Raw genomic sequence first — 17021 nt, forward strand, 5'->3', positions numbered from 1 at the left:
CTCACTGACTGATACCGGCCAGCGCACGGCGGACCGGGCCGAAACTGGTTCGGTGATGCTCTGTCACGCCATACTGCGCCAGCATCTCAAGATGCAGCGCCGTCGGGTAACCTTTGTGTTTTGCAAATCCGTACTGCGGAAATAGTTTATCCAGCTCCGCCATTTCACGATCCCGCGTGACTTTTGCCAGTATCGATGCCGCACTGATTTCCGGTACCAGTCCGTCACCTTTGATCACCGCCTGAGCGGGAACACCGAAATCCGGCGCTTTATTACCATCCACCAGCACAAATCCCGGACGCACCGGTAATCCGGCCACCGCCCGCTGCATGGCCAGGAATGTGGCCTGCAGGATATTGATCTGATCAATTTCAGCGGCTTCCGCACGGCCGATACTCCAGTACAGTGCTTTTTGCTGAATTTCAGCAAACAGCCGCTCACGTTTCTTTTCGGTGAGTTTTTTGGAGTCCGCCAGACCTACAACCGGGTTTTGCGGATCAAGGATAACGGCGGCGGTCACCACCGCGCCGACCAGCGGCCCGCGGCCGACTTCATCGACACCGGCAATCAGTGCCGCGTCAGGATAAACAAAATCCATTAATTACTCGCTATATCTGATACGGCTTGTGCGGCCTGATTATCCGCATCAAGACGGATTTTCTGATGTAATTCCAGGAAGGTTTCTCTGAGTTTATCCACTGCCTCTCCGCCCTGCAACAGCGGCAGCAGTGCATCTGCCAGCAGATCGCTGCGGCACTCATCCTGTAAAAGTTCCGGTACAATTTCGCGTCCGGCCAGCAGGTTAGGCAGCGACACATACGGGGTTTTGACCAGCCGTTTTGCCAGCCAGAACGTAAACGGCTTCATACGGTAGCCCACCACCATCGGGCATTTCGCCAGCATGCACTCCAGTGCCGCCGTACCTGATGCCAGCAGTGCGGCATCCGAGGCAATCATCGCGTCACGGGCTCGGCCGTCAAGCAGATGCACATCCAGTTCCGGTGCGATTTCCTGTTTGATAGCTTCAAATTCGGCACGGCGTTTCGCATTCACCAGCGGCACCACAATCTGTAAATCCGGCAGTGATTGCCGCAGCAGTTGCGCGGTTTTCAGGAAATCACCGCTGAGCATCGAGACTTCCGCATGGCGGCTGCCCGGCAGCATTGCCAGACACGGCGCGGACGGATCCAACCCCAGTGCATCACGGGCAGCGGTTTTATCCGGCTGTAACGGCAGTGCATCTGCCATGGTATGCCCGATAAAACGGCACGGCACATTGTATTTATCGTAAAACGCTTTTTCGAACGGCAGGAAAGCCAGCACCAGATTGGTCGCTTTGGCAATCTTAAAGACCCGGTTTTGCCGCCACGCCCAGACAGACGGGCTGACATAGTGGATCGTTTTGATCCCGGAAGATTTTAACCGCCCTTCCAGGGTGATATTAAAATCCGGCGCATCAATGCCGACAAAGACATCCGGTTTGAGTTCACGGAAACGCCGGGTGAGATCACGACGGATGGAGAGCAGGCGCGGCAGGCGGCCAAGCACCTCCACGATACCCATCACCGCCAGTTCTTCCATTTCATACCAGGTTTCACAGCCTTCCGCCTGCATCAGCGGACCGGCAACCCCCATGAAACGAACATCCGGATATTTTTCTTTCAGTGCACGCATTAACCCTGCACCGAGAATGTCACCGGAGGTTTCTCCGGCGACAATACCTATCGTGAGCGGACGAGGTGATACCGACATGGCAGCCCCCGCAATTACGGACGGATGATCCCGCGTTCAGCGGTATCCAGGAAGTCAGCGAACGCTTTTACGTGGACGTTTTCTTTCGCCAGTTCAGCTAACTGTACTTTGGCTTCTGCCAGCGTCAGATTACTGCGGTACAGAACCTTATACGCATTCTGTAACGCACTGATATCATCTTTATCAAAACCACGGCGTTTAAGGCCGATAGCATTGAGTCCGAAAGCGGTCACATGGTTACCCTGCGCGATTAAGAACGGCGGGATATCCTGTGCCACACCGGAACAGCCGCCGACCATTACGTGGGCACCGATACGGCAGAACTGATGAACAGCCGATAAACCACCCAGGATAACATAGTCATCCAGAGTGACATGACCCGCCAGGGTTCCGTTGTTGGCAATGATACAATGGTTGCCGATCACACAGTCGTGAGCAACATGCGCATTGATCATCAGCAGGTTGTCGTTACCGATACGGGTAACGCCGGTGTCCTGCGCGGTGCCGCGATGAATAGTCACACTTTCGCGGATACGGTTACGATCACCGATTTCGACGCGGGTCGGTTCACCATTGTATTTCAGATCCTGGTTTATCTCACCAATGGAGGCAAACTGGAAAATCTGGTTATCACGACCAATTTTGGTATGACCATTAATCACAACATGGGACTTAATTTCAGTCCCTTCACCGATCTCAACATCCGCACCAATACAGCAGAAAGGACCGATGGTGACATTGGCACCAATAACGGCACCGTCTTCGATAATGGAAGACGGGTGAATCCGGGCGGTTTTATCGATCATTTATTACCCCTCACGGCGGCGTGCACACATCATGGTAGCTTCGCAGGCAACTTCTCCGTCAACTTTCGCAACACCCGTGAAACGGGCAACGCCGCGGCGTTCCTTATGGAAAGTCACTTCGAGGATCATCTGGTCTCCCGGCAGTACCGGGCGTTTAAAGCGACAGTCATCAATGGCGGCAAAATAATACAGTTCACCCGGCTCTAATTTACCCAGGCTTTTGAACGCCAGAATGCCGGTGGCCTGAGCCATCGCTTCCAGAATAAGAACGCCCGGAAAAATCGGTTTGCCCGGGAAGTGCCCCTGGAAAAACGGCTCATTAAACGATACGTTTTTCACGGCACGTAAAAATTTACCTTCTTCAAAATCCAGCACGCGATCCACTAATAAAAAAGGATACCGGTGCGGAAGAAGCTCTAAAATTTCATCAATTTTGAGAGTATGGTTGTCACTCATCAGAATACTCTTCCTGTCTCTTTGTCATATGTCTTATTAATAACACGGCCTGCTATACCCGTCACGCGGTTAGCAGGCCGCAAAAATACCGCAAAATGCGTTGTTATTTATCGTCGTTATCCAGCTGCCGCTCGACCGCCTTGAGGCGTTTATTCATTTCGCTGATATTCATCACCAGCGCGGCAGTTTTACGCCATGTTTTGTTTGGCTGTAACGGAATACCGGAGGAGTATACACCCGGTTCGGTGATAGGCCGCATTACCATGCCCATGCCTGTCACAACGACGCGATCGCAGATTTCCATATGACCATTAATGACGCTTGCTCCGCCAATCATACAGTTGCGGCCGATTTTCAGGCTCCCGGCCATAATCACGCCACCGGCTACTGCGGTGTTGTCGCCGATTATGACGTTATGGGCAATCTGGCACTGATTATCAATGATAACACCGTTACCGATCACCGTGTTTTCTAATGCACCACGGTCGATAGTGGTACAGGAGCCGATTTCAACCCGGTCGCCGATAATGACGGAACCCAGCTGAGGGATTTTTACCCACTGACCGCGATCGTTGGCATATCCGAATCCGTCCGCACCGATAACGGTGTTGGAGTGAACCAGGCAGCCTTCACCCATCACAATCCCGTGGTATACAGTGACATTTGCCCAGATGCGGGTTTTGGCACCGATTTTGGTATTTTTGCCGACAAACGAACCTGCGCCGATGATGACATCGTCACCCAGGACAACGCCGGACTCAATCACAGCATTCGCACCGACTGACACATTCGCCCCGAGTGAGGCTGACGGATCAATCACCGCAGACGGATGAATACTGTCAGCCGGAGCCGGTGTGGTATCCATAATCTGCGCCATGTGCGCATACGCCAGGTACGGATCTTTGACCACAAGGGCCGCAACCTGACAAAACGGTAAATCGTCTTCACGCAATACCACAGCACCCGCCTGACAACCGGCCAGTTTTTCCCGGTAACGGGCATCAGACAGAAAGGTAATTTGCCCGCTGTTTGCTGAATGCATAGGCGCGATACCGGTGATGACGAGATCGCCATCACCGTGTAACGTTGCATTCAACTGCTGAGCGAGATCAGCTAATCGAATGGAAGACATTAATTATTTAACCTGTTTCAGAACATCGGCAGTGATATCAATGCCGGAAACGGAATATGCAACCGCGTTAGCATCGATCACAACATCATATCCGCCTTTTGAAGCAACAGATTTCACTGCATCTTCAACACGTTTCATGACTTTGTTACGCTCTTCCATCTGACGGCGCTGGAAGTCCTGATCAAATGACTGGGCTTTTTTCGCGAAGTCAGCACGTTTGGTATCGAATTCACCGGCCAGTTTCTGACGCTCGCTGTCTTTCATAGTCGCGCCGTCTTTCTGGAGTTTCTGAGCACGGGTCTGCAGATCTTTTTCTAAGCTCTGCAGTTCAGTACCACGGCTTTTGAATTCGTTTTCCAGTTGTTTTGCTGCCGCTTCACGGCCCGGCATTTTCTGGACAACTTCACCGATATTGACAACCGCGATCTTGTCAGCAGCCTGAGCAGCACCGGCAGACATCGCTAATACCATACCTACGCTGGCAGCAGTTAATAACTTTTTCACAATAAAACCCCTTAAACACCATTTACTGGTTGGATATTAAACCCAATGGTAAAGATTCCCTTTGCACACTGAGCGTACTGGTTATTACGTATGGTAACCCTGTACCGCAATTACCAGGTCTTACCGATATTAAACTGGAACTGTTCTGTCCGGTCACCCTGGTAGTCTTTGATTGGCTTCGCATACGAGAAGACCAATGGTCCGAGCGGAGAAATCCACTGGAACGCGACACCGGCGGAGACACGGATGTTCCCTGCTTTACTGTAATCAGGAATACCATACTTCTGCATGAGCTCAGTATTGTCCCAGTTGGTATCCCACACTGTACCGGCATCCATAAAGAGTGATGTGCGGACAGAATTCGTGTATTTTTCGTCGATAAACGGTGTCGGTGTGATCAGTTCCATACTGGCCACCGCCATTGCGTTACCCCCGATAGCATCACGGGACGGGCTGTCATTGCGTAACTTATCGGATGCTCCGTCATAATAGACCGCTTTCGGACCGATAGTATTGGAACGGAAACCGCGGACAGTACCGGAACCACCTGCATAGAAGTTCTCATAGAACGGCAGTTCTTTGCCGCCGAGACCATCACCGAAGCCTAAACGACCGCGGCCCATCACAACCCAGCTGCCGTTTTCGTCAATCGGGTAGTAACCGGTGGTATCTGCGATCAGTTTATAGTATTCGTTATCAGAGCCCGGAATCGTGACTTTCGCACTCACGGTGGATTTCACACCAGAGGTCGGGAAGTAACCGCGGTCAAGGTTGTTATAAACCCAGGCGGTTGTAAACGTGAAGTCATCGGCACGGAATTCTGCACGATCTTTATAGTTCGGATCTTCACCCATTGAGTGCAGATAACGCCACATATTAACCTGTGGTTCCATACGCGACAGGGTGTTATGCACATAACCCAGACCTAAACGGAAAGAGTTATTTTCGTTGATCGGGAAGCCGAGCGTACCATCCACACCATAGGTTTTGTTGGTGTAACCGGACAGATCCGCATCATCAGCACGGAAGTCGTTATAGAAAATACGACCGCCGAGACTCACACCATCTACGGTGAAGAACGGGTCAGTCAGTGACAGTTCCGCGTAAGTGGAGTAGTCGTTTTTACTGGCGTTAGCACCGACCTGATAACCGGTACCTAACCAGTTATCCTGGGTGACACCCACCTGGAAGCTGACGCCGCTTTCAGTACCGAAGCCCACACCAAAGTTCAGGGAACCGGTGTTACGCTCTTTGACTTTATAGACAACATCGACCTGATCCGGCACACCCGGTACACGCTGGGTTTCCACCTCAACAGTTTCAAAGTAACCGGTACGGTTCAGACGCTCTTTACCGGCCTCGACCAGATCGTTACCTAACCATGCCCCTTCCATCTGACGCATTTCACGGCGCAGAACGGAGTCTTTACTCACGTCGTTACCGGCGAAACGGATCTGGCGGACATAGAAACGGTTACCGGCATCCACGTTCACATGCAGAACCACGGTTTTGTCGGCTTCATTAATTTCCGGCTGGGTCATGACGCGCGGATATGCGTAACCATAGCGGCCGAGCATATTTTTGACATCATTCTCCATTTTGGTGACCTGCGCACCGTTATAGAGTGAACCTGGCTCAATCGCAGTCAGCTCAGTAATTTCAGCGGAGTGACCTGCGGTTTCACCCGCAACCTGAACACCGGCAATCTGATACTGATCGCCTTCGGTCACGTTGATGGTGATATAGATACCTTTTTTATCCGGCGTCAGGCTGACCTGAGTCGAATCGATATTGAATTTCGCGTAACCGCGATCCAGATAGAAGCTGCGCAGGGTTTCGAGATCACCGGCCAGTTTCTGTTTCTGGTATTTCTGGTCAGCCGCCAGGTTCCACCACGGCACATCATCGCGCAGCTGGAAACGGTTAACCAGTTCAGCGGTGGTAAACTGTGTGTTACCAACGATATTGATCTGCTGAATAGTTGCGGAAACCCCTTCCGCAAAGACGAATTTCACGTCAATACGGTTGCGCGGCAGTGGTGTGACAACAGCTTTTACTGTTGCGTTGTATTTACCGACGCTGTGATAGAAGTCTTCCAGTCCCTTTTCAATGTTTGACAGCATCGTCCGGTCAAGGGCTTCCCCGACGCGGATACGGGATGCTTCCAGGTTCTGTTTGAGCATGTCGTCCTTCACGGATTTGTTACCCGAGAAGGTGATATTTGCAATGGTCGGACGTTCCTTCACCTGAACCAGCAGTACATTACCATCACGCAGGACGCGGACATCCTCAAAGTTACCGGTCGCGAACAGTGCGCGAATGGTACGTCCGATATCCTCATCGCTTGCCGTGTCACCGACACGGACAGGCATGTTCAGTAATGCAGCACCAACGGCGACGCGCTGAAGACCTTCAAACTGAATGTCCTGAACCACGAATCCGTCTGAACCGTATGCAGTGAAGCTGCCAAGCAGCAGCGACGCTATGAGCAACTTTTTCATCGCCATCGTTGTTATGCGTTTTCCTTACCGGTCCCGGTCTTCCTTAATCAGAAGCGGGAGAAATCATTGAAAAGTGCAAGCCCCATCAACAGTACCAGTGCCATTACACCAATACGATAACTGAAGTCTTGTACACGCTCGGACACCGGCCCGCCTTTTATCTTTTCGATAAGCAGGAATAACAGGTGTCCACCATCTAAAACTGGCAGCGGGAACAGATTAATGATCCCTAAATTGACGCTGATGAGCGCCAGAAACATCAGATAATACACTAAGCCGGAATCGGCGGAAATACCGGCACCTTTCGCAATCGATACCGGACCGCTGAGATTATTCAGTTTTACGTCACCGGTCACCAGCTTACCGATCATCTTCACGGTCAGATTCATTAACTGCCAGGTTTTCCCGGTTGCCTCGGCAACCGCTTCCACCGGCCCGTACTGATGCTCAGTAATATATTGCGGGTCGAGCGGAATCACCTTTAATTCGACACCGGCAAAACCAATTTGTTTACTGCCGCCGCTGTTTTTTATCTCTGTCGTGAGAGGAACATGAATATGTTCTCCGCCCCGCTCTATCAGTAAATCGAGTGTTTTTCCGGGACTATTACGTACAAAAAGCGTAAACGGCTGCCAGACGGTCAGCGGTTCCCCGCCTACTTTAACGATCCTGTCCCCCGGTTGTAAACCGGCTTTTTCGGCAGGCCCTCCCGGCGTCAGGACATTAATTTCATTACTGACCTGTGCAGATACCGGCATGATACCCAGAGACAGAACAGCGTCCTGTTTTTCCGGATCAAATTTCCAGCGGGTGAGGTCCAGACGTTTTTCCGCAGGCGCTGAGCCCGGTTCCGGAATCACATTCAGAACCGTGAAATCGTCGCCGATTTTACTGATCATCGCCAGACGCACACTGCTCCAGTCAGGCGTTTCGATACCGTCAACGGCATTTAGTTCCATCCCGGGCAAAATATTTGCCTGTTCTGCGACCGATCCCGCGCGGATATCCGCCACCACCGGGCGAACGGCCGGAACCCCGATCATAAAGACAATCCAGTACGCCACGATGGCTAACAGGAAGTTAGCAATCGGCCCTGCACTGACCACTGCCGCCCGCTGGCCGACCGTTTTGTTATTAAACGCCTGATGACGACGCTCCGGTGCAACCGGCTCCACGCGCTCATCCAGCATTTTGACATAACCGCCGAGCGGAATTACCGCGATGACAAATTCTGTTCCGTGTCTGTCTGTGCGGCGCCAGAGCGCTTTGCCGAAACCGACGGAAAATCGTTCGACAAAAATACCGCAGCGCCGGGCCACCCAAAAGTGCCCGAACTCATGTACGGTAACCAAAATTCCCAGCGCAATAATAAAAGCGGCTGAGTTCCAGATAAAAGTCATCATGCGTTTTCTGTCTGCTCCCGGTGTGCTTAAAAGCCGGAGAATACTAACAGGATCAGACCGGCAAATACCGGTACTGCCGCGGTCAGGCTGTCAATGCGATCCATTACGCCGCCATGCCCCGGGATCAGCTGACTGCTGTCCTTCACGCCGGACTGACGTTTAAACATACTTTCGGTCAGATCACCGAATACAGAAATCAGCACCACAATCACTGACACAATAATCAGATTTTCCGGCAGTGTCTGTAACGGCGAATAGTGACTGAATAACCAGGAAACCAGCCCGGCCGTGATCAGACCGCCTGCCAGACCTTCCAGGGTTTTGCCCGGTGAGACGCGCGGTGCCATTTTGTGTTTGCCCAGCAGACGGCCGAATGCATACGCACCGGAGTCCGCCGCCCAGACCAGCAGCATGACATACAGCAGCCACCAGGCGCCCTGATACACATCACCGCCCGCATAGCCCTGAGTGCGCAGCACCATCATACCGCTGTAAAACGGAACAATGGTCACCACACCGAAGATAAGGCGGATAATCACGGAATCTTTCCACAACGCGGCTGATTTCGGGAAACTGATCACCAGAAGCACTGCGCATACCCACCAGACCAGTGACGCCCACAGACTGCCCTGCACCGCAGCATCGGCCATCAGGTTAGTCATATCCAGTGTCAGTTGCCAGGCCGTCAGACCGGCTGCAAACACCACACCGGTGATAATACGCTGTCCGGCACCTTTCAGACCCGCAAATTGCGCCCATTCCCAGCCGGCCAGCCCGCATACGGCGATCACCACCCAGCCGAAATGTGCCGGCGCGAGCATAAACATCGCCAGCAGTACCAGCGGAATTAAAATAATGGCAGTAATAAGACGGTACTTAAGCAACATTTCCTCCCGGAGCCTGCTCAGACTGATCATCAGGTGTGGTTCCGCCGAAACGGCGCTCACGCTGTGTAAACGATGTTATTGCATTACTGAAAGCGTTTTCATCAAAGTCAGGCCACAGCACTTCTGTAAAATAAAATTCGGCATACGCAACCTGCCAGAGCAGGAAATTGCTGATGCGATGCTCGCCGCCGGTCCGGATCACGAGATCAATCGGCGGCTGATCATGAAGAGAGATATGACGGCTGATATCCTGTTCGCTGACATCTTCAGCGGATAATTCACCGCGCTGTACTTGTGCAATCACCTGTTTAACACTGTGGGTGATATCCCAGCGTCCGCCGTAGTTGGCGGCGATATTCAGTTGTAAACCGGTATTATTGGCAGTCAGCACCTGACCGCGGCGGATACGCTCCTGCAGACGCGGGCTGAACCGGCTCACATCACCGATAACGGATAATCTGACATTATGTTTGTGCAGACTTTTGACTTCGTTATCCAGCGCAAAGACAAACAACTCCATCAGTGAGTGAACTTCCTGTTCAGGACGGTTCCAGTTCTCACTGCTGAAGGCATAAAGTGTCAGAGATTTTATCTGGTTTTTGATGGCAAAACTGACCGAACTGCGGACCGATTTGATCCCTGCGCGATGGCCGGAAACCCGCAATTTTCCGCGTTTTTTTGCCCAGCGGCCGTTGCCGTCCATAATAATGGCGACATGCTGAGGTCCCGGCTTTTCTGAGGCATTTTCACTGGATACTGTCACGCAAGTTAATCCTTTGAGGTATCGGTTAATACATGGCGTCAGACACAAAAACACCGTGCAGGTTCACGGTGTTGTCTCTGTTTGTCAGTGATAACGTCATAGTGTCGTTAACCGGTCATTAAAAGTCTGATTTACAGAAATCGTAACGCTGAACTATATCACTTGCGCTATTCACCGACAAACGCAACCCGTTAATATAAATTAATTACTTCGCGATTTTTCCGATTGATTTACGGGTCAGTTCCCGCGTTTGTTTATCAATAATAAGGACATCGTCAATCGACTGAGGTTCCGTAAACCGGTGATTTTCCACTACCATCCGGTTTATTTGCGCGATATCTGTGAAACGGATTTTATTTTGCAGAAATGCCTGTACAGTTTCTTCATTGGCCGCGTTCATCGCGGTTGTGGCCGCCTGCCCGTCATCACAGGCTTCAATCGCCAGTTTCAGGCACGGATAACGGTTATAATCCGGCTCTTCAAAGGTCAGGCCGCCCATACGGGTAAAATCAAGGCGTTCAGCCCCGGCGGTGATACGTCCGGGATAACTCATTGAATAGCTTATGGGTGTGCGCATATCCGGCGTCCCCAGCTGCGCAATAATACTGCCGTCAGTATAGCGGACCATCGAATGAATCACCGACTGCGGGTGCACAATAACTTCCATTTGTTTTGCTGATGCATTAAAGAAATAACGTGCCTCAATATATTCAAGGCCCTTATTCATCATCGTGGCGGAATCCACGGAAATTTTGCGTCCCATTGACCAGTTCGGGTGTGCACAGGCCTGATCCGGTGTCATATTCACCAGTTCAGATAAGGGTGTTTCACGGAACGGGCCGCCGGAGCCGGTCAGGATAACGGAATCAACACCTGCGGCATTCAGGTCAGCATGTCCCAGCGACAACTGCACGGCAGACGGCAGGGACTGAAAAATCGCGTTATGTTCGCTGTCGATAGGAAACAGTTCGGCACGGCTTGTGCTCATGGCAGCAAAAAACAGGCGTCCGCTGGTGATCAGAGCTTCTTTGTTTGCCAGCAGAATACGTTTATCCGCGCGGATCGCCGCAAGAGTCGGCAGCAGACCGGCCACACCGGTAATTGCCGCCATAACCTGATCCACCTCATCCAGCTGAACCAGCTCGCAAATAGCGGCACTGCCGCTGAGCACTTCTGTTGCACTGCCGTGGAGTTTCAGCTGAATTCGCAATTCACCGGCGGCCACTTCATCGGATAACACCGCATAGCGGGGTTTAAATTCCAGACACTGTTCAAACATCGTCTGAACATTTTTTCCGGCTGCCAGAACCACGGCACGGAATAAATCCGGATGCTGACGAATGACGGAAAGTGTATTTTTACCGATAGATCCCGTGGAACCGAGAATTGCCAAACCTTTCATGATAAATACTCAATATTACTTTATCGTTATTTCGAATCGCAAAAGTATAGCACTTTGGTGAACGGAGAGTGAGAAGTCATTTCCGCGACTGATAAGTAAAAAAATAGTGCCGTCAGGCACTATTTCTGTATGTTCTGTTCAGCACAGCATCCGGATCAGAATTCCATCAGCTCTTTTTCTTTTGCTGCCAGTGCATCGTCGATTTTTTTGATAAACAGGTCAGTCATTTTCTGAACGTCGTCCTGAGAACGATGGTCATCATCTTCACTGATTTCTTTGTCTTTCAGCAGTGCTTTGACTTTATCGTTCGCATCACGGCGGACGTTACGTACCGCAATACGGCCCTGCTCTGCATCACCACGGACTACTTTGATCAGGTCTTTACGACGCTCTTCGGTCAGCGCAGGAAGCGGAACACGGATAACTGTACCGGCAGATGACGGGTTTAAACCAAGGTCAGAGGCCATAATCGCTTTTTCGATAGCCGGTGACATTGAACGGTCAAACACGGTGATAGCCAGGGTGCGTGAATCTTCCGCAACCACGTTAGCTAACTGGCGCAGCGGAGTCGGTGTACCGTAATATTCAACAACGATACCGTCCAGCAGGCTCGGGGAAGCACGGCCTGTGCGCACTTTACTGATTTGGGATTTCAGCGACTCGACGCATTTTTCCATGCGTTCCTGCGCGTCTTTCTGGATTTCATTAATCACGTTATGAGTCCTTGGAAACGGGTAATTTTTCAGACCGTGCCTGTCGCGCGGCCCGCATATAATTTTGGCGAATCGATGTTTAAATGATACCGTCAAATTCCGCCGGTGTCCCGGCGTTTAGTCACGCGAAATCAAGGTACCTTCGTTCTCGCCCATCACGACGCGGCGTAATGCGCCGGGCTTATTCATGTTGAAAACACGGATTGGCAGGTTATGGTCACGGGCCAGGGTAAAGGCCGCCAGATCCATCACTTTCAGTTCGCGTTCCAGCACATCCTGATAGTTGAGTTTTTCATACAGCACTGCATCCGGGTCTTTTGCCGGATCGGCTGAGTAAACGCCATCCACTTTTGTGGCTTTCAGAACCACATCCGCTTCAATTTCGATCCCGCGCAGACAGGCCGCAGAATCCGTGGTAAAGAATGGGTTGCCTGTTCCGGCAGAGAAAATAACCACCCGGCCGTGACGTAACAGACTGATCCCTTCAGCCCAGCTGTAGTTATCACAAACGCCGTTGAGCGGAATTGCAGACATCAGCCGTGCATTCACATAGGCGCGGTGAAGTGCATCACGCATTGCCAGGCCGTTCATCACGGTTGCCAGCATACCCATATGGTCACCGACAACACGGTTCATACCGGCTTCGGCCAGCCCTGCGCCGCGAAACAGATTGCCCCCGCCAATAACGACACCGACCTGAATCTGCAGTTCAACCAGTTCCTTAATTTCCTGCGCCATACGGTCAAGTACAGTCGCATCAATTCCGAAACCTTCATTCCCTTGTAAAGCCTCGCCACTGAGCTTCAGCAGAATACGTTGATAAACAGGTTTTGCATTGGTAGCCATGGTGTTCTGTCCTAAACAGATGAATTTATTGCCAGAGATACCCGGACGAAAGCCCGGATGATAAACAGGGGTACAACAGATAAAACAGAACCGCCTTCCGGCGGCTCTGATATGCAATGATTATTTGCTCATTGCCGCGACTTCTGCAGCGAAGTCAGCTTCAGCTTTCTCGATACCTTCACCCACTTCGAAACGGATGAATGCAGTCACGTCTGCTTTGTTTTCTTTCAGCAGGTCGCCGACAGATTTGCTTGGGTCCATAACGAACGGCTGACCGGTCAGAGAGATTTCGCCGGTGAATTTGTTCATACGGCCGGTAACCATTTTCTCTGCGATTTCCTGAGGTTTACCAGACTGCATTGCGATATCCAGCTGGATTTGTTTCTCGTGAGCAACAACATCAGCAGGAACATCTTCAGGTTTGGTATATTCAGGTTTGCTTGCAGCAACGTGCATAGCAATGTGTTTGATCAGTTCTTCGTTTGCACCGGTAGCAGCAACCAGAACACCGATACGTGCGCCGTGCATGTAAGAACCAACCATGTCGCCTTCTAAGATAGCAGCACGACGGAAGCTGATGTTTTCACCGATTTTAGCAACCAGAGTAACACGCTGTTCTTCGAATTTGGCAACGATAGCTTCTGCATCCGCAGTTTTCTCAGCCATAACGAAGTTCAGGATATCCTGTGCGAATGCCAGGAAACCGGTATCTTTTGCAACGAAGTCTGTTTCACAGTTAACTTCGATCAGTGCACCGAATTTAGCATCTGCGCTGATCGCAGATAAGATAACGCCTTCAGCAGCAACACGGCCTGCTTTTTTCGCTGCTTTTGCCTGGCCGGATTTACGCATGTTATCGATAGCTAATTCGATATCACCGTTTGCTTCAACCAGTGCTTTTTTACATTCCATCATACCTGCGCCGGTACGTTCACGCAGTTCTTTTACCAATGCAGCGGTAATTCCAGACATGTTATTTCCTCGATGAGCTCGCAGAAACTGTTTCTGCGGGGAGTTGTTCATATATCAGATGCGTATAGGGAGCCATGACGGCTCCCTAACCATTTGCAGCAATACCTGGTTAATAAGAGCGCTCAGAGAGCAGACTCAGATTATTCAGCGGCTAATTCTTCAGCCTGAACAGCCAGATCCTGTGAACGGCCTTCGCGGACAGAAGTCGCGACTGCGCCCAGGTACAGCTTGATTGCACGGATTGCATCGTCGTTACCGGGGATGATGAAATCAACACCGTCCGGATCAGAGTTAGTATCAACGATAGCAAATACAGGGATACCCAGGTTGTTTGCTTCTTTGATTGCAATGTGTTCGTGCTCAGCATCGATAACAAACAGAGCGTCAGGTAAACCGCCCATGTCTTTGATACCACCCAGGCTATTTTCTAACTTACCAAGTTCACGGGTACGCATCAGCGCTTCTTTCTTGGTCAGTTTGTCAAAAGTACCGTCCTGAGACTGTGCTTCCAAATCTTTCAGGCGTTTGATTGACTGACGAACTGTTTTCCAGTTAGTCAGCATACCGCCTAACCAGCGGTGGTTCACGAAGAACTGGTCACAGCTGATTGCAGCTTCCTGTACCGCTTCGCTTGCAGCACGTTTAGTACCTACGAACAGGATTTTACCTTTACGTGAAGCGATTTTGTTCAGTTCAGCTAACGCGTCGTTGAACATCGGAACAGTTTTTTCCAGGTTGATGATATGCACTTTGTTACGGGCACCAAAGATGAATGGTTTCATTTTCGGGTTCCAGTAACGAGTCTGGTGACCGAAGTGAACGCCCGCCTGGAGCATATCGCGCATGGAAACAGTAGCCATTTTAAACCTCTGTAAATAATAAGTTGGGGTTATGCCTCCACGAATCCCATGCTTCCGACTCCCTGTCAGCGTAAAGCTTCGGAGCACCCCGGCGCATGTGCCGATTCGTGTGTGTTATAACAGTTGAGTTAATTTAAGTTTCCGGCAACCGGGCAAAATACACGGAATGCCGGCGCGCTTTATACCATAAAAGCAGCAGCGATACCACATTTTCTTCAGTTTTCATGCCGGCGGCGGCCTGCCGTCCGCCGGGTTTCCGCGCAATGATTGGCATCTTTTTCTCCGGCTGATAACATACCGCGACTCAGTACCAGTTTCCTAAGTAAAGCAACGGGGTATTCCCGGTTCGGATATCAATAATTATGGCAATCACAATCAAAACAGAAGACGACATCGCGAAGATGCGTGTCGCCGGTCGTCTTGCGGCCGAAGTGCTCGAAATTATCGCCCCGCATGTTGTGCCGGGTGTCAGTACCGGTGAACTCGACCGCATCTGCCACGAGCATATTACCGAAAAACAGCAGGCCATTTCCGCCTGTCTCGGTTATCACGGCTTCCCGAAATCTGTCTGTATCTCCGTCAATGATGTGGTCTGCCACGGCATTCCGAGCGAAGATAAAATCTTAAAAAACGGCGATATTGTGAATATCGATGTCACCGTTATCAAAGACGGTTTCCACGGTGACACCTCCGCTATGTTTATCGCCGGGAAACCGACGATTCAGGGCGAACGTCTGTGCCGCGTAACGCAGGAAAGCCTCTATCTGGCCCTGCGTATGGTAAAACCGGGTATCCGTCTGCGGACTCTCGGTGCCGCCATCCAGAAATTTGCGGAAGGCCATGATTACTCTGTCGTCCGTGATTACTGCGGCCACGGTATCGGTGAAGGTTTCCATGAAGAACCTCAGGTGCTGCACTATGACGGCGACGACGGCGGTGTGGTGCTGAAAAAAGGCATGGCATTTACCATCGAACCGATGCTGAATACCGGGGATTACCGGATCCGTACCATGAAAGACGGCTGGACCGTCAAAACCAAAGATCGCGGTTTATCCGCACAATATGAGCACACGCTGGTTGTCACCGATGACGGCTGTGAGATTATGACACTGCGCAAGGATGAAGAAGGCGCACTTTCCCGCATTCTCGTTGCACAGTAACAGCCCTGTTTCATGTCCGGCACACAGGCCGGGCATGATACCTCCCCGCCCGCCGGGACGCTGAGGAACGAACGGAATGACAACATCCCCCCGGAAATCTGCCGGTATCATTATCGCTGTTACCGCACTGATTCTGCTTATCATGCTGCTGCCGCTCTATTTTCTGACCAAATCATCCGGCTGGTGGCAGAAAGAATTTGTCGCGCGCGGGTATGCTGTCGGTGTGCTGATCCATCAGAATGTTTATGAACTGAATCTGTTTGATCTGGCCTTTACCAAACCGGCGTTTGATCACCAGTCCGTGTATGTTCCGGCCGGCAGTCTCAGTTCCTACTTCACACTGATTACCTTGTCTCAGCAGGTATTTCCGAACGCGAAAGACATTCTGCTGCCGACAGAAAATCCTTATTTCAGCGGACGGATCAGCATCTCAGCCCTGAATATTGATACTGCCGCACTGGCGACCGGGAGCAGACAATACCTGAATGCCGGAGAAAGCTACCGCATCACCCGTCTTACCGCACCGCCTGACCGGTCGCTGTTCAGCTTCAGTACCGATGATAACGCACCGGAAATATTGCACTCCTCCCCGTATCTGAAAGATATCGTCAATCAGGGCATGTGCCGCACGGACGGACAAAGTAACGGCTGCGGGATTGCTGAAGATACTTATATTAATCTGAGTGATGTCCTGCATAATTACTTCCGCAGTAATCTGATCTACCGTGTGGATGACGAAAACAAACGCATTATTTTACAGTTTGTTCCGATCCCCGGCCCGGTACTGATATAACCCCGCCCGCCCGGCAAAGAACTGGTTATTTCCCCGCTGACGAAGTACCCTTGCAGCAGAACGCCTCTGCC

Annotated in this window: 18 protein-coding genes; 2 read left to right on the forward strand and 16 right to left on the reverse strand. The window is 51.2% G+C overall.

Annotated elements, in window-relative coordinates; translation table 11 throughout:
• Window position 1 precedes the first annotated feature (1 nt).
• The 16 genes from rnhB to AAZR23_RS18560 all read right to left on the reverse strand — a co-directional run bounded on the left by rnhB (window position 2) and on the right by AAZR23_RS18560 (window position 15271).
• The gene (gene rnhB / locus AAZR23_RS18485) at window positions 2-598 is read right to left on the reverse strand and encodes a ribonuclease HII (RefSeq protein ID WP_434694271.1); all 597 of its coding nucleotides are present in this window, start codon (window positions 596-598) and stop codon (window positions 2-4) included.
• Window positions 598-1752, reverse strand: coding sequence for a lipid-A-disaccharide synthase (gene lpxB / locus AAZR23_RS18490; protein WP_434694273.1), 1155 nt, complete (start codon window positions 1750-1752; stop codon window positions 598-600). The genes rnhB and lpxB overlap by 1 nt, the downstream gene beginning before the upstream one ends.
• Before the next feature lie 14 nt (window positions 1753-1766).
• A complete protein-coding gene (gene lpxA / locus AAZR23_RS18495; protein WP_046892790.1) occupies window positions 1767-2558 on the reverse strand; it encodes an acyl-ACP--UDP-N-acetylglucosamine O-acyltransferase in 792 nt (263 codons plus the stop codon).
• Between the two features lie 3 nt (window positions 2559-2561).
• On the reverse strand, window positions 2562-3014 hold the full coding sequence (gene fabZ / locus AAZR23_RS18500) for a 3-hydroxyacyl-ACP dehydratase FabZ (RefSeq protein WP_004237234.1): 453 nt from the start codon (window positions 3012-3014) through the stop codon (window positions 2562-2564).
• Window positions 3015-3117: 103 nt separating this feature from the next.
• Window positions 3118-4146, reverse strand: a complete 1029-nt coding sequence (lpxD, locus tag AAZR23_RS18505) for a UDP-3-O-(3-hydroxymyristoyl)glucosamine N-acyltransferase (protein ID WP_107680630.1) — start codon at window positions 4144-4146, stop codon at window positions 3118-3120.
• 3 nt (window positions 4147-4149) lie between these two features.
• Entirely contained in the window at window positions 4150-4650 is a 501-nt protein-coding gene (locus AAZR23_RS18510) for an OmpH family outer membrane protein (RefSeq protein WP_046892788.1), read from the reverse strand.
• Window positions 4651-4760: 110 nt separating this feature from the next.
• Window positions 4761-7157, reverse strand: coding sequence for an outer membrane protein assembly factor BamA (gene bamA, locus AAZR23_RS18515; RefSeq protein WP_052926356.1), 2397 nt, complete (start codon window positions 7155-7157; stop codon window positions 4761-4763).
• A gap of 41 nt (window positions 7158-7198) precedes the next feature.
• Entirely contained in the window at window positions 7199-8554 is a 1356-nt protein-coding gene (gene rseP, locus AAZR23_RS18520) for a sigma E protease regulator RseP (RefSeq protein ID WP_080947971.1), read from the reverse strand.
• A 26-nt stretch (window positions 8555-8580) separates the two neighbouring features.
• Window positions 8581-9438: a phosphatidate cytidylyltransferase gene (gene cdsA / locus AAZR23_RS18525; RefSeq protein ID WP_166708907.1), complete on the reverse strand. Its 858-nt coding sequence runs from the start codon at window positions 9436-9438 to the stop codon at window positions 8581-8583.
• Window positions 9431-10144, reverse strand: a complete 714-nt coding sequence (uppS, locus tag AAZR23_RS18530) for a polyprenyl diphosphate synthase (RefSeq protein WP_230061373.1) — start codon at window positions 10142-10144, stop codon at window positions 9431-9433. Before uppS ends, cdsA begins: the two co-directional genes overlap by 8 nt.
• A gap of 265 nt (window positions 10145-10409) precedes the next feature.
• Window positions 10410-11606, reverse strand: a complete 1197-nt coding sequence (gene ispC / locus AAZR23_RS18535) for a 1-deoxy-D-xylulose-5-phosphate reductoisomerase (RefSeq protein ID WP_046892786.1) — start codon at window positions 11604-11606, stop codon at window positions 10410-10412.
• A gap of 155 nt (window positions 11607-11761) precedes the next feature.
• The gene (gene frr / locus AAZR23_RS18540) at window positions 11762-12319 is read right to left on the reverse strand and encodes a ribosome recycling factor (protein ID WP_052926354.1); all 558 of its coding nucleotides are present in this window, start codon (window positions 12317-12319) and stop codon (window positions 11762-11764) included.
• Between the two features lie 117 nt (window positions 12320-12436).
• Entirely contained in the window at window positions 12437-13165 is a 729-nt protein-coding gene (gene pyrH, locus AAZR23_RS18545; protein ID WP_107680637.1) for a UMP kinase, read from the reverse strand.
• Window positions 13166-13285: 120 nt separating this feature from the next.
• Window positions 13286-14137: a translation elongation factor Ts gene (gene tsf, locus AAZR23_RS18550; RefSeq protein ID WP_046892783.1), complete on the reverse strand. Its 852-nt coding sequence runs from the start codon at window positions 14135-14137 to the stop codon at window positions 13286-13288.
• A gap of 140 nt (window positions 14138-14277) precedes the next feature.
• Window positions 14278-14997 (reverse strand): 30S ribosomal protein S2, encoded by a 720-nt coding sequence (gene rpsB, locus AAZR23_RS18555; RefSeq protein WP_004242214.1) that lies wholly within the window; start codon window positions 14995-14997, stop codon window positions 14278-14280.
• 133 nt (window positions 14998-15130) lie between these two features.
• Window positions 15131-15271: a hypothetical protein gene (locus tag AAZR23_RS18560; RefSeq protein ID WP_166707002.1), complete on the reverse strand. Its 141-nt coding sequence runs from the start codon at window positions 15269-15271 to the stop codon at window positions 15131-15133.
• An 88-nt stretch (window positions 15272-15359) separates the two neighbouring features.
• Here AAZR23_RS18560 and map point away from each other — a divergent pair, with 88 nt between their 5' ends.
• Together map and AAZR23_RS18570 are read left to right on the forward strand one after the other, a co-directional pair.
• Window positions 15360-16157 carry a type I methionyl aminopeptidase gene (map, locus tag AAZR23_RS18565; RefSeq protein ID WP_054425207.1) on the forward strand — a complete coding sequence of 266 codons (798 nt, stop codon included), beginning with the start codon at window positions 15360-15362 and terminating at the stop codon, window positions 16155-16157.
• A 76-nt stretch (window positions 16158-16233) separates the two neighbouring features.
• Window positions 16234-16950 carry a hypothetical protein gene (locus AAZR23_RS18570; protein ID WP_218427423.1) on the forward strand — a complete coding sequence of 239 codons (717 nt, stop codon included), beginning with the start codon at window positions 16234-16236 and terminating at the stop codon, window positions 16948-16950.
• The last annotated feature ends 71 nt before the right edge of the window (window positions 16951-17021 follow it).

The sequence above is a fragment of the Morganella sp. Je.2.23 genome, from assembly GCF_051129855.1.
GTDB lineage: Bacteria > Pseudomonadota > Gammaproteobacteria > Enterobacterales > Enterobacteriaceae > Morganella > Morganella sibonii.

Excerpts from the sequence above, each read along its gene's own strand:
- rnhB (WP_434694271.1), bottom strand. The coding sequence starts at position 598 with ATGGATTTTGTTTATCCTGACGCGGCACTGATTGCCGGTGTCGATGAA.
- lpxB (WP_434694273.1), bottom strand. The coding sequence starts at position 1,752 with ATGTCGGTATCACCTCGTCCGCTCACGATAGGTATTGTCGCCGGAGAA.
- lpxA (WP_046892790.1), bottom strand. The coding sequence starts at position 2,558 with ATGATCGATAAAACCGCCCGGATTCACCCGTCTTCCATTATCGAAGAC.
- fabZ (WP_004237234.1), bottom strand. The coding sequence starts at position 3,014 with ATGAGTGACAACCATACTCTCAAAATTGATGAAATTTTAGAGCTTCTT.
- lpxD (WP_107680630.1), bottom strand. The coding sequence starts at position 4,146 with ATGTCTTCCATTCGATTAGCTGATCTCGCTCAGCAGTTGAATGCAACG.
- bamA (WP_052926356.1), bottom strand. The coding sequence starts at position 7,157 with ATGGCGATGAAAAAGTTGCTCATAGCGTCGCTGCTGCTTGGCAGCTTC.
- rseP (WP_080947971.1), bottom strand. The coding sequence starts at position 8,554 with ATGATGACTTTTATCTGGAACTCAGCCGCTTTTATTATTGCGCTGGGA.
- uppS (WP_230061373.1), bottom strand. The coding sequence starts at position 10,144 with ATGGACGGCAACGGCCGCTGGGCAAAAAAACGCGGAAAATTGCGGGTT.
- ispC (WP_046892786.1), bottom strand. The coding sequence starts at position 11,606 with ATGAAAGGTTTGGCAATTCTCGGTTCCACGGGATCTATCGGTAAAAAT.
- pyrH (WP_107680637.1), bottom strand. The coding sequence starts at position 13,165 with ATGGCTACCAATGCAAAACCTGTTTATCAACGTATTCTGCTGAAGCTC.
- tsf (WP_046892783.1), bottom strand. The coding sequence starts at position 14,137 with ATGTCTGGAATTACCGCTGCATTGGTAAAAGAACTGCGTGAACGTACC.
- rpsB (WP_004242214.1), bottom strand. The coding sequence starts at position 14,997 with ATGGCTACTGTTTCCATGCGCGATATGCTCCAGGCGGGCGTTCACTTC.
- AAZR23_RS18560 (WP_166707002.1), bottom strand. The coding sequence starts at position 15,271 with ATGCCAATCATTGCGCGGAAACCCGGCGGACGGCAGGCCGCCGCCGGC.
- map (WP_054425207.1), top strand. The coding sequence starts at position 15,360 with ATGGCAATCACAATCAAAACAGAAGACGACATCGCGAAGATGCGTGTC.
- AAZR23_RS18570 (WP_218427423.1), top strand. The coding sequence starts at position 16,234 with ATGACAACATCCCCCCGGAAATCTGCCGGTATCATTATCGCTGTTACC.